This is a genomic window from Blautia sp. DFI.9.10 (assembly GCF_024461705.1).
GTDB classification, from domain to species: Bacteria; Bacillota; Clostridia; order Lachnospirales; family Lachnospiraceae; genus Blautia_A; species Blautia_A fusiformis.
On sequence record NZ_JANGAA010000026.1, the window covers coordinates 1 to 20,410 of the forward strand.

At 44.6% G+C, this 20,410-nt stretch carries 23 protein-coding genes; 1 reads left to right on the forward strand and 22 read right to left on the reverse strand.

The features are described 5' to 3' along the window. Positions 1–253: 253 nt before the first annotated feature. The 20 genes from NE671_RS13630 to NE671_RS13725 form a co-directional block, all read right to left on the reverse strand. Positions 254–496, reverse strand: coding sequence for a hypothetical protein (locus tag NE671_RS13630; RefSeq protein WP_015525915.1), 243 nt, complete (start codon positions 494–496; stop codon positions 254–256). A gap of 120 nt (positions 497–616) precedes the next feature. Continuing rightward, positions 617–1,990 (reverse strand): DNA repair protein RadA, encoded by a 1,374-nt coding sequence (gene radA / locus NE671_RS13635; RefSeq protein ID WP_021650957.1) that lies wholly within the window; start codon positions 1,988–1,990, stop codon positions 617–619. Beyond that, positions 1,984–2,397: a hypothetical protein gene (locus NE671_RS13640; RefSeq protein ID WP_015525913.1), complete on the reverse strand. Its 414-nt coding sequence runs from the start codon at positions 2,395–2,397 to the stop codon at positions 1,984–1,986. Before NE671_RS13640 ends, radA begins: the two co-directional genes overlap by 7 nt. Positions 2,398–2,493: 96 nt before the next feature. Next, positions 2,494–4,959 carry an ATP-dependent Clp protease ATP-binding subunit gene (locus tag NE671_RS13645; RefSeq protein WP_195274347.1) on the reverse strand — a complete coding sequence of 822 codons (2,466 nt, stop codon included), beginning with the start codon at positions 4,957–4,959 and terminating at the stop codon, positions 2,494–2,496. Between the two features lie 11 nt (positions 4,960–4,970). Continuing rightward, positions 4,971–5,348, reverse strand: a complete 378-nt coding sequence (locus NE671_RS13650; protein ID WP_015525911.1) for a GntR family transcriptional regulator — start codon at positions 5,346–5,348, stop codon at positions 4,971–4,973. Positions 5,349–5,420: 72 nt separating this feature from the next. Further along, on the reverse strand, positions 5,421–6,194 hold the full coding sequence (locus NE671_RS13655; RefSeq protein ID WP_015525910.1) for an SseB family protein: 774 nt from the start codon (positions 6,192–6,194) through the stop codon (positions 5,421–5,423). A 185-nt stretch (positions 6,195–6,379) separates the two neighbouring features. Beyond that, positions 6,380–7,654, reverse strand: coding sequence for a phosphoribosylamine--glycine ligase (gene purD / locus NE671_RS13660; RefSeq protein WP_022426209.1), 1,275 nt, complete (start codon positions 7,652–7,654; stop codon positions 6,380–6,382). A gap of 32 nt (positions 7,655–7,686) precedes the next feature. Next, on the reverse strand, positions 7,687–8,310 hold the full coding sequence (gene purN / locus NE671_RS13665) for a phosphoribosylglycinamide formyltransferase (protein WP_015525907.1): 624 nt from the start codon (positions 8,308–8,310) through the stop codon (positions 7,687–7,689). Then, positions 8,304–9,329: a phosphoribosylformylglycinamidine cyclo-ligase gene (purM, locus tag NE671_RS13670; protein WP_173740908.1), complete on the reverse strand. Its 1,026-nt coding sequence runs from the start codon at positions 9,327–9,329 to the stop codon at positions 8,304–8,306. The genes purN and purM overlap by 7 nt, the downstream gene beginning before the upstream one ends. 50 nt (positions 9,330–9,379) lie before the next feature. Beyond that, positions 9,380–9,880, reverse strand: a complete 501-nt coding sequence (purE, locus tag NE671_RS13675; RefSeq protein ID WP_015525905.1) for a 5-(carboxyamino)imidazole ribonucleotide mutase — start codon at positions 9,878–9,880, stop codon at positions 9,380–9,382. Between the two features lie 123 nt (positions 9,881–10,003). After that, positions 10,004–12,085: an aminopeptidase gene (locus NE671_RS13680; protein WP_418414864.1), complete on the reverse strand. Its 2,082-nt coding sequence runs from the start codon at positions 12,083–12,085 to the stop codon at positions 10,004–10,006. Further along, positions 12,066–12,677 carry an HD domain-containing protein gene (locus NE671_RS13685; protein WP_021650961.1) on the reverse strand — a complete coding sequence of 204 codons (612 nt, stop codon included), beginning with the start codon at positions 12,675–12,677 and terminating at the stop codon, positions 12,066–12,068. The genes NE671_RS13680 and NE671_RS13685 overlap by 20 nt, the downstream gene beginning before the upstream one ends. A 3-nt stretch (positions 12,678–12,680) precedes the next feature. Next, positions 12,681–12,995: a hypothetical protein gene (locus NE671_RS13690; protein ID WP_015525901.1), complete on the reverse strand. Its 315-nt coding sequence runs from the start codon at positions 12,993–12,995 to the stop codon at positions 12,681–12,683. Continuing rightward, positions 12,979–13,452, reverse strand: a complete 474-nt coding sequence (locus tag NE671_RS13695; protein ID WP_022426214.1) for a VanZ family protein — start codon at positions 13,450–13,452, stop codon at positions 12,979–12,981. The genes NE671_RS13690 and NE671_RS13695 overlap by 17 nt, the downstream gene beginning before the upstream one ends. A 64-nt stretch (positions 13,453–13,516) precedes the next feature. After that, positions 13,517–13,669: a hypothetical protein gene (locus NE671_RS13700; protein ID WP_022426215.1), complete on the reverse strand. Its 153-nt coding sequence runs from the start codon at positions 13,667–13,669 to the stop codon at positions 13,517–13,519. A gap of 70 nt (positions 13,670–13,739) precedes the next feature. Further along, positions 13,740–14,414 (reverse strand): orotate phosphoribosyltransferase, encoded by a 675-nt coding sequence (gene pyrE, locus NE671_RS13705; RefSeq protein WP_015525899.1) that lies wholly within the window; start codon positions 14,412–14,414, stop codon positions 13,740–13,742. 139 nt (positions 14,415–14,553) lie between these two features. Further along, complete coding sequence (locus tag NE671_RS13710) at positions 14,554–15,459, reverse strand: dihydroorotate dehydrogenase (protein ID WP_015525898.1); 906 nt, start codon at positions 15,457–15,459, stop codon at positions 14,554–14,556. Further along, positions 15,456–16,250, reverse strand: coding sequence for a dihydroorotate dehydrogenase electron transfer subunit (locus tag NE671_RS13715; protein WP_256164095.1), 795 nt, complete (start codon positions 16,248–16,250; stop codon positions 15,456–15,458). The genes NE671_RS13710 and NE671_RS13715 overlap by 4 nt, the downstream gene beginning before the upstream one ends. Positions 16,251–16,265: 15 nt before the next feature. Next, the gene (pyrF, locus tag NE671_RS13720; protein ID WP_173740910.1) at positions 16,266–17,192 is read right to left on the reverse strand and encodes an orotidine-5'-phosphate decarboxylase; all 927 of its coding nucleotides are present in this window, start codon (positions 17,190–17,192) and stop codon (positions 16,266–16,268) included. Continuing rightward, positions 17,189–18,487 (reverse strand): dihydroorotase, encoded by a 1,299-nt coding sequence (locus NE671_RS13725; RefSeq protein ID WP_022426216.1) that lies wholly within the window; start codon positions 18,485–18,487, stop codon positions 17,189–17,191. Before NE671_RS13725 ends, pyrF begins: the two co-directional genes overlap by 4 nt. A 325-nt stretch (positions 18,488–18,812) precedes the next feature. Here NE671_RS13725 and NE671_RS13730 point away from each other — a divergent pair, with 325 nt between their 5' ends. Then, the gene (locus NE671_RS13730) at positions 18,813–19,013 is read left to right on the forward strand and encodes a cold-shock protein (protein ID WP_015525894.1); all 201 of its coding nucleotides are present in this window, start codon (positions 18,813–18,815) and stop codon (positions 19,011–19,013) included. A 144-nt stretch (positions 19,014–19,157) separates the two neighbouring features. On the opposite strand, the gene NE671_RS13735 is transcribed toward NE671_RS13730, so the two are convergent. Together NE671_RS13735 and NE671_RS13740 are read right to left on the reverse strand one after the other, a co-directional pair. Beyond that, a complete protein-coding gene (locus NE671_RS13735; RefSeq protein ID WP_015525893.1) occupies positions 19,158–19,412 on the reverse strand; it encodes a hypothetical protein in 255 nt (84 codons plus the stop codon). Positions 19,413–19,529: 117 nt separating this feature from the next. After that, a complete protein-coding gene (locus tag NE671_RS13740; protein ID WP_021650968.1) occupies positions 19,530–20,369 on the reverse strand; it encodes a DegV family protein in 840 nt (279 codons plus the stop codon). Between the last annotated feature and the right edge of the window lie 41 nt (positions 20,370–20,410).

Here is a 20,410-nt window from a genome sequence, read left to right on the forward strand (position 1 = left end):
TATCCCCCGACGGAGTCCCTGCCCGGAGCGATGCCACCTTCCTCTGGCGTCCCTCTCCATCCACCCCACAAAACCGCAAAAACACCCCCGCCTGCATCCACTCCCCGGACCGATGCCACCTCCCTCTGGCGTCCCTCTCCATCCCAACAAAAAAAACGGCACCCGGCAGTTCCAACACTGCCAGACACCGGAACCAAAACACCCGTCAAACAGACCTATACAATATATAATCAACATTCGCTATCTGCTCAACTCAATTACCACCAGAAAGTTCTCTCAGCAACTCAAGATCGCTGGCCTGCACTTTAATATTCGTAGTCAGCTTCTCACCCTCAGGGCTAATATACGTCACCTCAAGAATGCTCCCCTCACGAATCCCACGCCGGGAAACCGCACTACAAAATGCCGGAAACTTCGGATGATTCTGTTTAAATGTATTCCATGCATTCATAACCTTCATCATATTTCCAATATTTCCAATATTACCAATACCCATAACCAACACCAGCCTTTCCCTTACATCTATGTTTTTTTATCTATTAACCCAAACACAGCCGCCGTACAAACCATACAGCGGCTGACCACATGATCCTATTCAAAATAACCTGCCAGAAACTCATAACCCTCTGATAAAAGAAATCGCATCCCGGATCCCAGCCACATAAACCAATTTAATTCCTTTAATACTCTCTGTAGCCGTCCGGTTCACCTCAGGAAGTATCACCGTCTCAAACCCAAGCTTTTTCGCTTCCTGCACACGCTGTCCGGCCATACTCACTGCACGAACCTCGCCACTCAGACCAATTTCACCAAACGCCATCACAGAATCCGGGATCACGATCTCCTTCGCACTGGAAATAATAGCAAGACAAATACCCAGATCGATCGCCGGCTCTGTCATCTTCATGCCACCCGCAATATTCACATAAGCATCCGAAGCAGCAAGATGAACTCCCGCCTTCTTCTCCAGAACCGCCATCAAAAGATTCACACGATTAAAATCCGTACCAACTGCTGTTCTTCTCGGAATTCCAAAATTACTCTGACACACCAGAGCCTGGATCTCCACCAAAATCGGTCTCGTCCCCTCCATAGAACATGCAACAACAGATCCCGAAGCATTCTCCGGTCTTCCATTCAAAAGGAACTCGGAAGGATTCTTCACTTCTTCAAGTCCGGAATTCTGCATCTCAAAAACACCAATTTCATTGGTAGAACCAAAACGATTTTTCACCGCACGCAGGATCCGGTAAGAAGCATGCCTGTCTCCCTCAAAGTAAAGCACAGTATCTACCATATGTTCCAGTACACGAGGACCTGCCACATTTCCCTCCTTGGTCACATGACCCACGATAAAAATGGACACTCCCATACCCTTAGCGATCTGCATCAATACATTGGTAGATTCCCTCACCTGAGAAACACTTCCCGGTGCAGACGAAATATCTTCATGAAACATCGTCTGGATAGAATCCACAACAGCTACATCTGGTTTCGTCCGCTCAATGATCTCCCGGATATTTTCAAGATTCGTCTCACAGAGCAGTTTCAATTTATCATTAAACGTTCCAAGCCGATCTGCCCGGAGCTTGATCTGTCTGAGAGACTCCTCACCAGAAATATACAAAACAGAAATCCCCTGTGAAGATAAATTTCTGCACACCTGCAACAACAATGTAGACTTGCCAATACCAGGATCTCCACCTACCAAAACAAGGGAGCCGGGGACGATTCCGCCTCCCAGCACCCTATCAAGTTCACCGATTCCGCAGCTCTGACGTTCATCTGAAGAAAGACTGATATCTTTCAGAACTACAGGCTCCGTTTTCTTTTGTGTAGTTTTAATACTCCCTGAGGAAGATTTTTTGGAAGAAACCGTTTCCTCCACAAAAGTATTCCATGCCTTGCATGCCGGGCACTGCCCCATCCACTTGGCTGATTCATACCCGCATTCCTGACAGAAATAAACCGTTTTTTTATTTTTTAGCATTTTACAATTTTAACTTCTGCTTTGGTGTTCGCATCCAGTTCAACACTGAAAGAAAGCTTGCCGCCCAGGTTTGTGGTCATTGTACCTGTACTTACATCATCAATAAATACCTGATACTCTGTCTCAGCTTCAAGTTCAACAGTAATCTGAGAATCCTCAAAGCCCTGAACCTCAAAACTCATTGCTGTTCCATCCTGCTGAAGATGGAACACACTGGTTCCCGGAACAGACTCATATACGAACATTCCATTACGCTCAAGTTTGGTGATCTCCTTATATGTTTTTACTTTATACATATCTCCCTGATACTGATAATCCGACAATTTGGATTTCTGATTTAATTCATAATCTCCAAAACTGATAGTCCCATTATCTTCTGTGCGGATCAATTCCTGTACCACTGCCATGATCTTATGTCCTCCTGAAATCTTTCGTTGTATAGTTTTAATTTTGTTAATTATAACTTATTTCTGTTTTTTTGGCTATAGAAAGTAATAAAATTCTTACGCTTTCTCCGCATCTTTTACTTCAAAGTAGATTTTCTTGTCTTTGACCTTCACCTGTACGGTATCACCGGCTTTGATCCGACCTTCAAGGATTTCTGTTGCCATCTCATCCTCAATCTTTGTCTGGATCGCACGACGCAGCGGTCTTGCACCGTATTTACTGTCAAAGCCCGCATCTGCGATAAGATCTTTAGCTGCTCCGGTAACTTTCAGTATGATATCCAGCTGTTCCTGACAGCGTTTTTCCAGGTTTTTCAAAAGAATAGTAACGATCTTCCTGATATTTTCTTTATTCAGAGAATGGAATACCATGATCTCATCGATCCGGTTCAGAAATTCCGGTTTAAACATCCGCCGCACTTCTTCCATCACTCCGGACTTCATCCGTTCATAATCACGCTTTTCCGTATCTCCGGACATAAATCCAAGATGTTTCGGTTCCATGATCATCTGCGCACCTGCGTTGGAAGTCATGATAATGATCGTCTGCTTAAAATCCACTTTTCTGCCTTGAGCATCTGTAATATGACCATCATCAAGTACCTGCAGAAGAATATTAAACACATCCGGATGAGCCTTTTCAATCTCGTCAAAAAGAATGACACTGTATGGATTTCTGCGCACTTTTTCGCTGAGCTGTCCACCTTCTTCATAGCCTACATATCCGGGCGGCGATCCGATCATTTTAGAAACACTATGTTTTTCCATATATTCGGACATATCTACACGGATCATTGCCTGCTCACTTCCAAATACAGCTTCCGCCAGCGCTTTGGAAAGCTCCGTTTTTCCCACTCCGGTAGGTCCCAGGAATAAGAAAGAACCTATAGGCCTTGCGGGATCCTTTAATCCTACTCTTCCCCTTTTTACCGCACGGGCAACTGCAGAAACTGCCTCATCCTGTCCGATCACACGTTTTTTCAGAACCTTTTCCAAATTTGCAAGCCTACGGGATTCCCCCTCTGTCAGACGCTGTACAGGTATTTTTGTCCAGTCAGACACAATACCGGCAACTGCCTCTTCATCAACTGTAAGTGGATTTTTCCGATTTTTCCGCTCCGCCTTTCTTCGGATCTTTTCCAATTCTGCTTCCGCCTCATTCTGCTTTGCCTGTGCTGCTTTTGCACCTTCAAGATCTGCATTTATGACTGCCTGTTCTTTTTGTTTCAGAATATCGTGGATCTCTCTTTCCAGTGCTTCTGCTTTCGGAGACGGACGATATCCCGCCAGTTGTACTTTCGACGCTGCCTCATCAATAATGTCAATGGCTTTATCCGGAAGAAACCGGTCATTGATATAACGAACGGACATTTTTACAGCCGCCTCAAGGGCCTCATCCAGAATCTCTACACCATGATGTTTTTCATAATATGGGCGCAGCCCCTTCAGGATTTCAACAGCCTCCTCTTCTGTAGGTTCTTCCACGATGATAGGCTGAAAACGCCGTTCAAGCGCTGCATCCTTTTCAATGTATTTCCGATATTCTTCCAGTGTCGTTGCTCCGATCAGCTGGATCTCTCCACGGGAAAGAGACGGTTTCAGGATATTGGAAGCATCCAGTGCACCTTCCGCTCCACCTGCTCCGATGATCGTATGGATCTCATCAATAAAGAGCAATATTCCCTGCTGTTCGCTTACCTCATCGATCACATTTCGGATACGTTCTTCAAACTCACCGCGATATTTACTTCCTGCGACCATTCCGGAAAGATCCAGAACTACAACCCGCTTATCCTTCACAGTATCCGGTACCATTCCTGTGACGATCCGCTGTGCAAGTCCCTCTACAATAGCCGTTTTTCCTACTCCCGGCTCTCCAGTCAGGCAGGGATTGTTCTTTGTTCTTCTGCTCAGGATCTGGATCAGTCTGGCAATCTCTTTATCCCTTCCCACTACAGGATCCAGCTTACCTTCTTCTGCCATGGCCGTCAGATCTCGGCTATACTGATCCAGAGTTGGTGTTACACTGCTGTTTCTTCCCTTTGAAGCTTTTACAGCCTGGAATTCTTCCGCAATGGCATCGCTGTCCATTCCCATAGCTGTCAGCACTGCCGCATAAAGCTTCTGGATATTGGCACCCATTGTGTACAGCAGTCTGGTACCCACACAGTCTGTTTCTTTCAACATTGCCAGCAGAATATGTTCTGTCCCGACTTCCTCAAAACGCATGGATTCTGCTTCTGCATATGCGCCCTCAAGAACTCTTCTGGTTCTCGGACTGAATCCCGGTTTCTGTGAAACAGCCGTATTTCCCGGCGGTGCGATCAGTTTATCGATCAGAGCCATCGCTTTATCAGCCTGGATCCCAAACTCCTCCAGAACTCTTCCTGCTGTGCCCTCCTTTTCTTCTACAAGCCCGACCAGCAGATGCTCCGTGCCGATATAACTATGTCCGCAGGAGCTGGCTGCCTCTTTTGCCAGAGCAAGAACATTCTCTGCCTGTTTTGTATATCGTTCCTGCATGATGTCTCCTCCTATCTGTCTGTGTCATACTCGTCAAAAATCTCGTCCACCAGCTGATGGACTTCTTCTCTTGTTACATTTTTACAGCATCCCCATGCCATTGCTACTGTCAGATTCTGTTTCATTTCTTCCAGTGCTCTGACCTTATCTGCATCTATGGAGATCACCGCTCCCTTTCGCCTGTCAATAGTCACAAAGCCTTCCTGACGAAGCAGCGCATATGCCTTATTCACAGTATGCATATTGATTCCTGCAATGCTTGCAAGCTGCCGTACAGAAGGCAGAGTATCCCCTTCATGAAGCCTTGATGTAGCGATCCCCATTATGATCTGATTGGTGATCTGCATATAGATTGCCTCATCACTGTTAAAATCGATTTCTATCACCATAGGGTAATCTCTCCTCTACAACAGCAAAAGGCTGCACAGTTTCATCCTGGCAGCCTGCTGTGATTTTTGTTTTTATTTACTGATCCCTGCAATCTTCTCTATCTGTTCTTTGTTAAGAACCAGATTAAATCCCATTGGATTTACCACATAAGCGTTTGCCTGCGGAATCATCAGGCTCGGAAGTTTGTCTATAGTCACTTTCGCAACACGGAGATTCTTACCTCTTCCAAATTTCTCAAATTCCATAACATCTGTAAACACAGGCTGCATGATCTTATCCTCTTTATTTTTCAGATACGGAATATGGAGCTTTCCATCTTCTTCCTGCTCTGCATTGATCGCGATCAGGAATTCTGCCTTACGCAGGTTTGCTATCAGCTCTTCTTCCAACTCACGGATATTCTTATGCTCTTCCTGTTTTACCGGGCGACGCAATTCCTGCATAAAATAGATTCCGGAAAGTTCAAGAGACGGGTTCAGAAGCGGTCTCTTTGACGGCTCGATCTTACTCATATCTCTCTGGTTTGCGATCTTTCCGATCTCAATCTCGATCTTCTCTTCTCCGTCGATCCAGATCACACTGTTCACTCCGATCGCGTACAGCGTACCATACAGTCTTGGATAGTCTTTTTTCTCATATTTCATGCCCATAAGAAGGATCTTATCCTCAAGGAGCTGTTTACCATATTCTTTGATCTCTTCTTCTGTGGCAAAAATCCTTGCCTGGTCATTAAATGTTTCTTCATCACAGGTCACATATGGAAGTCTGGTTGCCTGTGAATATGCAACAAATACTTCCTCCCTGTTTCTGAGCTCATGGATTGCTTCTTCTACACTGATTCCCATTTTTCTGTCCTCTCTGCCTCATCACTTGGATGCGACACCTCATCAAGGAAAATGGTTGGTTCCTGTTGTGCCCTGTCAGCATCCAGCTTTTCATGTTCGTAACTACTCACTGTGTTTCATAGTTGTTACTATTGTACAATGAAATCCCTGTTTTCGTCAAGCTGTGCCTGTGAAAAATGACCAACTTAAGCCTCGTCGATAGCTTTTCCGATATCGTGACGCATATACTTGTTTGCAAAGCTGATCCACTCTGTAGCAGCATATGCATTCTTTCTGGCTTCTTTTAATGTCTCTCCTTTGGCAGTGATGCCAAGAACACGCCCACCGTTTGTAACGATCTCTCCATCTTTAAATTTGGTTCCCGCATGGAAACAGTAGTATCCGTCTTTGTCCTTAAAATTCTCAAATCCATGGATCGGGATACCTTTTTCGTATTTTACCGGATATCCATCACTTGCAAGAACAACACAAACTGCTGCATTGTCCTCAAATTTCAGATCGATCTGATCAAGTTTGCCGTCTACACAGGCTTCCATTACTTCAATGATATCATTCTCCATACGCGGAAGAACAACCTGTGCTTCCGGATCCCCAAATCTTGCATTATATTCCAGAACCTTCGGGCCATCTGCAGTAAGCATCAGTCCGAAGAAAATGATTCCCTTAAACGGACGCCCCTCTGCTGCCATGGCATCTACTGTTTTCTGATAAACATATTTCTTACAGAATTCATCTACTTCCGGAGTATAGAACGGACTTGGAGAAAATGTTCCCATTCCGCCTGTATTCAGTCCCTGATCCCCATCCTTCGCACGCTTGTGATCCTGCGCGGATGTCATGGTACGGATCGTCTTTCCATCTACAAAAGAAAGTACGGAAACCTCACGGCCAGTCATAAATTCTTCAATTACCATGGTATTTCCGGCATTTCCGAATTTTTTGTCTTCCATGATCTCTTTTACGCCAGCTTCTGCCTCTGCAAGATCCTGGCAGATCAGAACACCTTTTCCAAGAGCAAGACCATCTGCCTTCAAAACGATCGGGAATTTTGCCTCGGTTCTTAAATATTCCAGAGCTTTTTCCGGATCATCAAAATTCTCATAAGCAGCTGTAGGAATGTCGTATTTTTTCATAAGATCCTTGGAAAAAGCCTTGGAGCCTTCCAGAATAGCAGCATTTTTGCGCGGTCCGAACACACGCAGTCCCTCTGCCTCAAATACATCTACGATTCCGCCCACAAGAGGATCATCCATTCCCACGATAGTAAGATCGATCTCTTTTTCTTTGGCAAAGGCTGCCAGTTTTTCAAATTCCATTGCTCCGATATCTGCACATTCCGCATACTCTGCGATTCCTGCATTTCCAGGTGCACAGTAGATCTTGTCAACTTTCGGGCTTTTTGCAACACTCCATGCAATTGCATGTTCTCTTCCGCCGCTTCCTACGATTAATACTTTCATCTGTTTACTCCTTTGTTTCATCTGTCTGCTGATTACTTTAAAGAAACAATTCCATCTGTCACTGTGATCTTGTCATTGGCGATAAGATTGATTGCTTCCGGAAGGATCTTCCACTCTGCTTTTTCCATTACACGTCTCTGAAGCTCCTTGGATGTATCTCCGTCTTTTACCTTTACTGCTTTCTGAAGAATGATCGGACCTGTATCCGTTCCGGCATCTACGAAATGAACCGTAGCGCCTGTTACTTTCACGCCTCTTGCAAGAACTGCATCATGGACCTTAAGTCCATAAAAACCTTTTCCGCAGAAAGACGGGATCAGAGATGGATGGATATTGATGATCTTGTTGGGATACGCTTCCACCATCATCGGAGGGATCGCAACCAGATATCCTGCAAGAACAATCAGGTCTACCTCTTTTTCCTGAAGCTTCGCCAGTAATGCTTTATGGAAAGCTTCTCGGTCCGGATAGTCTTTCGGTGCGATGCATACCGCCTCTATATCATGCTTTCTGGCTCTTTCCAGAGCATAAGCGGAGGCATTATTACTGATCACAATATCCACTTTTGCATTTGTGATCTCTCCTGCATCAATGGCATCCAGGATCGCCTGAAGATTTGTTCCTCCACCGGAAACAAGAACACCAATCTTTAACATAAGGTCACTCCCTTTTCTCCCTCTTCAATGGTTCCTACCACATATGGCTTATCACCGGTTTTGCGGATAGCTTCCATTGTTTTGTCAACATCTGCAGGATCTACTGCCAGGATCATTCCAAGACCCATATTATATGTATTATACATCATATGCTCATCAATATTTCCTTTTTCAGCAAGGAGCTTGAAGATCGGAAGTACCGGATAGCTGTCTTTTTTGACAACAGCTCTGGTTCCCTCTTTCAGCATACGCGGGATATTCTCATAGAATCCACCACCTGTGATATGGCTGCATGCATGGATCTTCACGCCAGACTCTCGGATGCTCTTCAGCGCTTTTACATAGATTCTGGTCGGTGCGATCAGTGCCTCTCCCAGAGTTGTTCCAAGCTCTTCATAATAAGTATCCAGAGACTCTTTTGTCATGTCAAATACTTTACGTACAAGAGAAAATCCATTGCTGTGAACTCCTGTGGAAGCCATACCGATCAGGACATCTCCTGGTTTCAGGGCCTCTCCTGTAAGAAGATCTTTTTTGTCAACGACTCCTACTGCAAATCCGGCAAGGTCGTACTCATCTTCCGGCATAAGTCCAGGATGCTCTGCTGTCTCACCACCGATCAGAGCTGCCTCAGACTGTACACAGCCCTCTGCAACACCTTTTACGATCTCTGCGATCTTTTCCGGATAATTTTTGCCGCAGGCAATGTAGTCCAGGAAAAACAATGGCTCGCCGCCTGCACATGCAATATCATTTACACACATGGCTACAGCATCGATTCCGATGGTATCATGCTTGTCCATAACCATGGCTACCTTAACCTTGGTTCCACATCCGTCTGTTCCGGAAACCAGAGTAGGCTCTTCCATATCTTTGAATTTCTCCATGGAAAATGCACCTGAGAATCCACCGATTCCTCCAAGTACCTCCGGTCTCATTGTCTTGGCAATGTGCTTTTTCATCAGCTCTACTGATTTGTATCCTGCCTCAATATCTACGCCTGAAGTCTTGTAATCCATAATGTCCTCCTTATGACAACACCTTTTTATTTTTATGGTAAAAAATTTATTTAGTAATTTTTGTATCCAACTTCCTGAAGCCTTGCGTCTTTCTTCTCAACCTGCTCCTTCAGATCCTGACTGTAGGCTTTCAGTCTGGAAAGAAGCTCTGCGTCGGAAGTTGCAAGTATCTTGGCAGCAAGAAGTCCCGCATTGGCGCCACCATTGATCGCTACTGTAGCAACCGGGATACCGCTTGGCATCTGTACGATTGAGTAAAGGGAATCTCTTCCTCCCAGAGATGTTGTATGCATCGGAATACCGATCACCGGCATCGGAAAGATCGCTGCGCACATTCCCGGAAGATGAGCTGCCATTCCTGCGCCTGCGATGATAACTTTGAAGCCTTTTTCTTCTGCTGTCTTTGCATACTCGAAAAATACATCCGGTTCTCTGTGTGCGGAAATGATCTTCATTTCATAATCAATCCCCAGTTTCTCCAGGATATCTGCTGCTTTGCTCATAACCGGCATATCTGAATCACTACCCATTACAATTCCTACTTTTGCCATTGTGTTCTCCTTTCATGGTACACTAACTGAATATTAGCCTGTGTCCTTTGACTATTGTTATGGTTATTCTACGTATATTCTCACTTTCTGTCAATACGATCGGAAAAACTGTAAATTTACTAATTAACTTATATTATTATTTAATGGAAGATTCTCAAAAGGACGGTTTAATTCCTCTGTTCCCGGAAGAACAAACCTTCCGTTTTCGATAATGGAAAGCATTTCTCCCTCATCATCGATCACACGGATACTTCCAAGCTCATCATAGGGAATGGTAATATCTGTATGACAGCCATAATAAGCAAGGCTTACGTCATCCTTTCGCATCTCGGAAATCTCATTATCCCTGGCGATGATTTCTTTTCCATCCGGATTATATACCGGTGTATCCTCTGCCCAGCTGTAACAGGTATCGCCCACAGCAAAATGCGGTCCCATTTTTTCTGCGATCAGGATCGGAAGCTTATCCGCAATTCCGCATTTCAGCGCCGCCACATAAGCTGTGGTATTTGTACCGATGGCAAACTCTCCCATGGGGATCTTCGGATGGTGGTGGAGGATATTATCTTCAATATATTTCCGGTTCTCTTCTTCGGTTTTAAAATTCGAGCAGGTGTAATCAATAACCTGGCCGCAGTCAAATACCAGCTTCAGATCCCGGAACTGAAGACCGTTCAGATATACTTTTTTCACATGAAGGATTCCGCCTGTGCCTGCCAGCTGCGGAGATGTAAAGACTTCGCCCACCGGAATGTTCACATCTGCCACACAGTTCTCAAAATTCGTCTGTTTCTCCGGATCTGTCAGTTCATGAAGATGAATCAGAAGATCCGTCTCATTGTCTCCACGTCCTTTGACTTCCACCCACTCACAGGTATCCAGGGTATTGATGATCGTCTGCTGGATTTCCTGATAGAGATGGTAATCCAATGTATTGATCTTTACGATCTCACGGAAAATTTCCTCATAATTTCCACCAATCTCAGGAACCGGATATGCAATGATCGTAAAACTTCTCTCATCACCTTTGATGTATCGGTTTACGATCTGTCCGGATTCATTGTCAAGTTCTGTCTGAAGCTTCTGCTGTGTCTCGCTTAATGCATAAGCTTCCGGTTTACTTATCGGAGAGAAAGGATTTTCTCCAAATGTATCAATGCAGGCCGGACCGCCATGTACTTCTGCCAGTTCTCTGTACTTCTCATAGGAGGTCTGCATAGCACGAAGTTTTCGCTGAACAAAATCCCCATCCAGGAACAATGCACTGTCCTGACGATGATCGTAATCGTACTGCGGATTGGCAACGCCGCCTGTATAGCCTACTCTCACGGCGCCTCTCTTATTTACCACATGCGTTGCATGGCGATAGATCACCGGCTTCAGACCCATTTTTTCAAACTGGAGGATCGCTGCTTTTACCATCCGTTCAAAACCAAGACTATATCGGATATTTACTGTTTTCTTTTTTGTGATATCCTTCCGTCCGGTGATAAATCCGATCCGATAGCCTTCTGTATAGGTAGAAGCCATCTTATCGATCTCTTCCTGAGAAAGGGAATTCAAAAACTCTGCAACTCCTGTTTCATTCTCTGAAACAAACTCGCCATAGCGATACAGATATCTCAGATCCGAAAGATCCGAATTCATGATGATATCTGCTGCAAAGTCAAGCTCCGGATCTACACCTTCCCGTATCCTCTGCTCCATCATATCCTGGCAGTAATCATTTACATAGGAACGGAGAATTCCCTCCACTGTTGCCGCCTCCGGAAGTTCTTCCTCACAAAATGCAGAATATACTTCTAGAAACAGTTCCATGGATACAGTCATATCCCACAGCCTTTTCTCATGAGCATAAGCTACAGTTCCTGCGATCTCTGCATACAGAAAACTGAAGGCTTTTCCATATTCTCCCATCTGCTGTACTGCATACGCCGGATTTCCATAGCTGCTTTCATAATTTTCCGGGAGGATATCCTGATAAAAGCAATGATTTCTCTCTTTCAACACCTCCATCGTAAGCTCTGCTGCGCTCTCATCCATCACATCTGCTGCCATGGAAAGAAACTTTGCCCTGTTTCTGAAAAAATCTCCAAACGGTTTTTTTACGGTTTCTTCTGTTATGATCTCACGGATCCGTTCCTTCGCAAGTCCATAACGTTCTTTCATGCATTCTTCCAAGACTTCATCTCCCATCTTTTTCATCATCGATCACATGCCCCAGGGCAATGTGTTTGTCAACGAGTTCTTTCATATATTCCCAGATCACTTCAGAACCCTCTCCTGTTTTCCGGTTTCTCTTATAAATCTGACTTTTCTTCACCTGATGCTCTTCCCAGCTTTTTCCGTTGGAAGCATCATTTAGAAACAATGGCTGACAATTATCTAGCACATGGGCAAATTTCGCCTCCGGGGTTTCGTAAGCCTCAAACTCCTCCCATAATGCTTTTAACCACTGTCCCTGATCTTCCGGCAATAGTCCATAGATCCGTTCTGCTGCCTGCTTCTCCCTGTATTCCTTGGTTGTCGCTCCTTTTTCATCATATGCATAGGTATCACCTGCATCGATTTCTACCAGATCATGCGCCAGTACCATAGGAATCACCTTCGAAAGATCCACTTCCTCATTGGAATATTCCTTTAAAAGCACCGCCATCAACGCCAGATGCCAGGAATGCTCCGCATCATTCTCTTTCCGCTTTCCGTCTGCAAGATATGTCTGTCGGAAAATATTCTTGACTTTATCTATCTCCATAATAAAGTCCAGCTGTTTTTTTAAGCGTTCTTTTTTATCCATCTGTTATACCCCCGATAAAAAAAGTCCCAGCCAGATAACCAGGATCACTCCGTTCAAAATAGACCCGACCATGCTCGTCCTGTGTTTCCGGTTTTCTTCCGAAAAGCTGGAAAGCCCCAGTGTAAAGCCATATGCAGAAAGCAGCATGGCAAAAAGCCCGGTTCCGCCGATCAGGCCCCCGAGCTTTCCATCAAAAAAGAGTGCAAGCACAACTGCCGCGATAAACAGCACGAGGGAAGCCGCCGCAAGTCCTACAGACCATTTTCCCTTGGAAGCTTCTCTTTTTTTTGCAAATGCATATCTATATCTTCTTGCCATTAATTTTTCTCCTAATCCTGTCGCAGACTGCATAAATCCCATATCCAAGCGCTGCGCCCAGAGTATTCAATATCATATCATCCACATCAAAGCAGCCAACTTTTGTAAGCAGCTGGATCACTTCTATCGTCAGACTGATAAAAAAGCCGGATAATATGATAAAAAAGCCATTTCGCATTTTTCCGGTTATTACCGGAAGAATAAATCCGTATGGCACAAATCCCAGCACATTTCCAAAAACATTTGTGAAAAGCGCAAATGTACCCACTATTTTTCGATAAGTCCAGAAACGCCTGATCTCCACAAACGGAACAAGATTGTAACGGTATTCTCTTTCTGCATCCGCCACTCTTCCGTATCCTTCGGAAAAGAACAGAAGATACACAAGAACAAGAACATACAATACAAAAAAAGCTGTCCCGAGTTTTTTTACTCTGCGTTTTGTCCCTTTTTCCAATATTCTCCCCTGCTTAAATAGTCCGAAAAGCCACACGGAACAACGTGCGGCTTTTCAGATCATATTAGATTAATATCTCTGATTTTCTTCTGAGCAGTCTCGCACCGTTCACGATCATCAGAATTCCTGTGACAAGTCCCGTCACCAGAACGACAATACCGAGTGCAAGGCTTCCCGCCCCGCTGCTCGCCATAGTTTTATAAATTTTTTCATTCATAAGGCTGCGTCCTCCCAGTAAAAGCGGACCTTCGGAATCCGCCGCTCTTTTATGACCTTTTATAACAATATTATTCTGCGCCGTACTGGTCATAATATGCATCAATGGCAGCTTTCAGCTTATCATCGATCACAACACGGCCTTTGTATTCTTTGTTGTAGAGATGCTCAACAACCTCCGCCATAGTTACAATAGCTGTAGTCTGAAGGCCGTAGGTTTCCTCGATCTCTTTGAGCGCACTCTTTGTTCCCTGGCCGCGTTCCATACGGTCAACAGAAACCACAAGACCTATCGGATTTACATCTCCCTGCGCTTTGATGATCGGAAGTGTTTCTTTAATGGATGTTCCTGCAGTCGTAACATCCTCAATGATCACTACCTTATCCCCATCCTGGATCGGGCTGCCAAGAAGAATTCCTTTATCTCCGTGGTCTTTCACTTCCTTACGGTTGGAACAGTAACGGATATCCTTTCCGTACATTTCACTGATCTCCATAGTTGCTGCTACAGAAAGCGGAATTCCTTTGTATGCCGGTCCAAACAGCACATCAAAATCCAGTCCGAATTTGCTTTCTATCGCTTTTGCATAATACTGTCCCAGCTTGCGAAGCTGCGCACCGGTACGGTAAAATCCTGTATTTACAAAAAATGGTGTCTTTCTTCCTGATTTCGTAGTAAAATCTCCAAATTTCAGGACATTACAGTCAATCATAAATTCAATAAATTCCTGCTTATACTGTTCCATTTATCTAATCCTCCATGTTTTTCATATATACGACAAACCCAGGATCCACACTCTGCTGCAATCCCAGTGTAAAATCCCTTTATTTATCCTGTTAATTCTAACATATGAACAACAGAATTGCAAATACGGCAATCCTCCGTTATTTCACTACTCCGATCAGCTCATTGATGTCTTCCACTTTCTGTTTTTCAAGAAATGCCTGAATACCATCTGCGATCTCCACAGTAGCATAAGGGTTAAAAAAGTTTGCAGTTCCCACAGACACTGCAGTAGCACCTGCCATAATAAATTCCAGGGCATCCTCAGCAGTTGCGATTCCTCCCATACCGATGATAGGAAGGGATACTGCATTTGCCACCTGATATACCATACGGACAGCTACCGGTTTTACTGCAGGACCGGACATTCCACCAGTTTTATTTGCCAGTGCAAATGTACGTCTGTTGATATCGATCTTCATTCCTGTCAGGGTATTGATAAGAGAAAGAACATCTGCGCCGCCAGCTTCTGCTGCTTTCGCCATCTCGGTAATATCGGTTACATTTGGGCTCAGCTTCATGATCACCGGCTGTTTTGCATATTTCTTTACTTCTTTTGTGATCTCTTCAAGAGCTTTCGGATTCTGACCGAAGGCAATTCCGCCTTCCTTGACATTCGGGCAGGAAACATTAATCTCCAGCATATCCACAGGCTCATTTCCAAGGCGTTCTACAACCTCACAGTAATCCTTTGCAGATTTTCCACAGACATTGACGATGATCTTTGTATCATATTTTTTAAGGAACGGAATATCTCTTTCACAGAAAACATCAATCCCCGGATTCTGAAGACCAATGGCATTGAGCATTCCGGATGCTGTCTCTGTCACTCTCGGTGTAGGATTTCCCGGCCACGGTACATTTGCCACACCTTTTGTCACAACTGCGCCAAGTCTGTTCAGATCCACAAATTCACTGTATTCCGCTCCGGAACCAAATGTTCCGGACGCTGTCATCACCGGATTCTTAAGTTCTACGCCGGCAAGATTTACATTCATTCTGCTCATAGCTCTACCTCCGTGCTCAGGAATATAGGTCCGTCTTTACATACTCTCTTGTTATGGACATGAGAATGAGAATCCACATCTTTGGATTTGCACACACAGGCAAGACACGCGCCTACGCCACAGGCCATACGCTCTTCCATGGAGATCCAGCACGGAATTCCTTTTTCAAGGGCATATGCCTTGATGGCACGGAGCATCGGGGCAGGTCCGCAGGCAAAGATCGCATCTGCCTCAAGATCGTTCTCACGGATGGCATCCATAACATTTCCCTTTGTTCCTGCAGAGCCGTCTTCTGTTGCCACATAGACATCTCCATAAGCTTCAAATTCCTTATTTAAAAACAGCTCATCTCTGTATCCGAGAACCATGATCTTTTCTGCGTCCAGCTGTTTAGCAGTTTCCAGCATTGGCGGGATTCCGATTCCTCCACCCATGAGAAACACTTTTTTGCCTTTTACTGCATCCAGCGGAAAACCATTTCCCAGAGGTCCCATAGTCTCAATGGGGACCCCTGCATGAAGTCTGGAAAATTCCTCCGTACCGGTTCCTTTTCCTGTAACGCGATATACCAGTCTCAGTTTTCCTTCTGCTTTATCGATCTCACAGAGACTGATGGGTCTTGGCAGAAGCTTACCGCCATTGCGGCTGTAAAGTGATACAAACTGTCCCGGCACTGCATTTTTTCCAATCTCACCTGCATCCAGCCACATACTGTAAATATCTGTACCAATACATTCCTGGCTGAGTATCTTACAGGGCTTTTTTGTTTTTTTACTTTCTGATGTACTCATAAAATGCCTCCTGTATTATCTGTTCTCCAGCGCACCGCTGATATCCGCGATCATATCTTTTACTGCCGCTCTGGAAGCATCTGCGTAATTTTCAGCGCCAAACTCTTTATATTTCTCCTGCTTATATGCAGCGATGATTCCTCTGGAAGAGTTTACGATAGCACCAAGTCCGTCCTCATTAAAGAAATGGACAAGATCTGCGCCCTTTCCACCCTGAGCACCATATCCGGGAACAAGGATAAATGTCTTCGGCATGATCTTTCTTAATACCTTTCCCATTTCCGGATAGGTCGCACCTACAACAGCACCAACATAACTATATCCATCACCCATAAGCTCATCGCCCCATTGTGCAACCTTCTCACCTACCAGCTCATAGAGCGGGCGACCGTCGATGACACGATCCTGGAACTCACCACTTGATGGATTGGAAGTTTTGACCAGAACAAAGATACCCTTTTTCTCTTCCTTACATACATCCATAAAGGGTTTCACACCATCAGAACCAAGGTATGGATTGACCGTTGCAAAATCCTCATCAAAACCTGCATATTTTTTTGAGCTTACCTGAACCTGTCCCAGGTGACCAACTGCATATGCTGCAGATGTGGAACCGATATCACCTCTTTTGATATCACCGATCACAACCAGATCTTTGGCTTTACAATACTCAACCGTTTTCTTGTATGCGATCAGTCCCGGGATACCAAACTGCTCATACATGGCGATCTGTGGTTTCACTGCCGGGATCAGATCACAGGTCGCATCCACGATCCCTTTGTTATACTGCCAGATTGCTTCTGCAGCGCCCTCCAGAGTCTCTCCAAACTCTGCAAAAGCCTTCTTCTGGATATGCTCCGGAATATAATTCAGCATAGGATCCAGTCCTACAACGATTGGTGCATTTGTTTTGCGGATATTGCTGATCAGTTTGTTAATCATGATTCTTTCTCCTCCTGGTTTTTAAATACAATTTTTCCGTCACAGATGGTATAAAGCACTTTTCCCTTTACTTTCCAGCCATCAAACGGTGTGTTATGTCCTTTGGAAACAAATTTATTTTTATCGATAGCATACTCCTGCTCCGTATCCACGATGATCACATCTGCCGGATGGCCTTTCTGGAGAGTTCCTCTGTCAAGCCCGAGGATTTTCGCCGGGTTCAGGCACATCTTCTCAACCATCTGTTTCAGTGTGATCACATCTTTTTCCACCAGCTCTGTATAGGTGAGCGGAAGGCTTGTTTCCAGACCTACGATCCCAAATGGTGCATTCTTCATAGAACCTGTTTTTTCCTGTGCACTGTGCGGTGCATGGTCCGTGCTGATCACCTCGATGGTACCGTCCTTCAGGCCCTGTTTCAGCGCTTCCACATCCTTCGGTGTACGGAGCGGCGGATTCATCTTGTAATTCGGGTCATCTGTTTTAATATCATCGGATGAAAGGATAAAATGGTGCGGGCATACTTCAGCTGTGATATTGTCGTATCCTTTCTCTTTTACGATCTTCATCATCTGAGCATCCCCATAAGTGGAACAGTGGCAGAGATGAAGATGGACTCCTGTCTCCAGCGCCAGAATGATATCTCTGGCTGTAATGGTATCTTCCACTGCATTGCAGATTCCGGGAAGCCCCAGTCTTTTGGCGTTCTCATCCTCATTCATGCATCCATCTCCACGCAGATCGATATCTTCACAATGGTCAAAAAACGGCACGCCACATTCTGCCGCGATCCTCATTGCTTCTTTACAAAGCGCTGTATTCATCACAGATTTACCATCCTCGGACACTGCCGGGATCCCTGCTTTCACCATTCCGGCAATATCTGCAAGTTCAGTACCCTTTTCTCCCATGGTGGCTGCACCTGCCTGAAGTACATGAATACCGGAAACCTGCGCCGCCTTGTTATGTACATAGTTTACCCGGTCCGGATTATCAATAGTGGGAGTTGTATTTGGCATAGCAACTACAGTTGTCACACCACCACGTGCTGCCGCAGCAGCACCACTCTTGATATCTTCCTTATGTGTCTGGCCCGGATCACGAAAATGGACATGAAGATCGATAATTCCCGGCATGACCAGCTTTCCTTTCGCATCGATCACACGGTCGCCGTCTTTCTTTTTCAGCTTCTGGCCTATTTCCGCAATGATTCCGTCTTCCAGATAAATATCGCCTGTTTTATCCGTATCTGTAGCCGCATCCACGATCCGGCCTCCTCGAATCAGAATCCCCATTTCTGTTCTCCTCTCATCCTGTATTTTCAAAGCAGATCCTTCAATCCGCTTGTATTCTCCTATATCATACACGAAATCTCTCTATTTATAAAGATTTTTTTTACAAAGCAATTTCGCCTCTTTTTACACCCCGGAATTGTTGGAATTTTCTCCTTGACATTTCAAAACACGGGTTATATAATCAGAGCATGGCAAAATATTTAATGTAAAATCACTAGTTTTTAGAGATTATATTTACATGAATATAGTCTGTAAAATCTGGTGATTTTTTATTATCATCAGAAGGCTATTTTAATTTTTTTTATTTTTATGGAGGTAACACAAAATGAACAAGGGAACTGTAAAATGGTTCAACGCAGAAAAAGGTTATGGTTTTATCACAGGTGAGGACGGACAGGATGTATTCGTACACTTCTCTGCTATCAACGGTGAAGGCTTCAAATCTCTTGAAGAAGGACAGGCTGTATCCTACGACTTAACAGAGGGCGCTCGCGGAATGCAGGCTGCTAACGTTACAAAGTTATAATTCTATAACCATAAAAAACGTATAAGTCAAAACGGGGCTGCTTTATGGCAGACCCGTTTTTTATTGCATTGTATTTATCCTGTATATAAAAATCCCCGGGATGCTTCAACACATCCCGGGAACCCATCATTTCATATGTGTTTTCTATTCCGCACTGTCTGAAGATAATCCGGAAATATAATCTGTCAATGCAGAAGTATCCATCACAGTATCCACCTTCACACTGGCTTCCTTCGCCTGGATCTTGGCATATGCGGAATATCCGATCCAGCCTACAAGCAGAACCGCGATGAGGATCCATGCCGCCATCTCAAGTACAAATTCTGCGCGTTCCTTCTTCAGGGCACTGTTTCGCGAGTATTTGTTGTTTTTATATTTGTCAACTTTCTTCTGGCTCATTGTCTTTCTCCTTTGCCGCTTCAGTACTTCGTTCATTATAGCACACTTGTTTTCAAAAGAAAAGCGGCAACTCCCTGAAGAAATGTGATAATTTTCTGAACTGGAGATTTTCTCTGATCAGACTGCTACGATAACGCCACCATCGTTGGCATACATACTGCTGACACCGGCAGTATCCATAACTACGATCTTTGCTGGGTGCAGTTTCTCACGGATAGCCTCCTCCAGCATCTTCGCTCTTTCCGGACAGTTGCAATGAGTGATGGCAACTGTCTTTTCCGGGATGTTGATCCCCTTCTCTCCAATGTGATCCACCATTTTTACGATTGCTTTATTCATGCCTCTGGCCTGATCCAGCTGACAGATCGTTCCTTCCGGAGTAGCTCCCATAACCGGCTTGATCTTCAGTGCACTGGCCACCAGAGCTTTCACTCTGCCCAAACGTCCGTTCTTGCGCAGAGTTTCCAGATTCTCCAACACAAAAAATGTGTTCATCTCTTCAATATATTTCTCTACTTCACTTACTACTTCTTCAAAAGAAAGTCCCTTTTCTTCACACTCCACGATCTTCATGGCAATCAGACTCTGACCACCGGATGCAGATTTGGAATTAAATACATGAACCTTTTTCTCCGGCTGCTCTTCCAGGAACAGGTTTTTTCCAAGAATCGCACTGTTATAGGAACCACTCAATTCTGCCGATAGCGTCACCGCATAAATGTGTTCCGCATCACACTCATATGCCTTCATATAGCGTTCCGGAGAAGGGCATGCAGACTTGGGGCATTCCGGGCAGGCCGCAACCTTCTTTAAAAAATCTTTCTGATCGAAATTCTCATCATCTATAATATTCTCACCGCCCACCGTCAGCGTCAGTGGTATGGATTCAATCCTGCCGTCATTTTTCCATTCATCTAAAAGCTCCCCACAGCTATCTATCGCAATCTTATAGCTCAATTATATCGTCCTCTTTTCCATTATATGTAGTATTCAATACC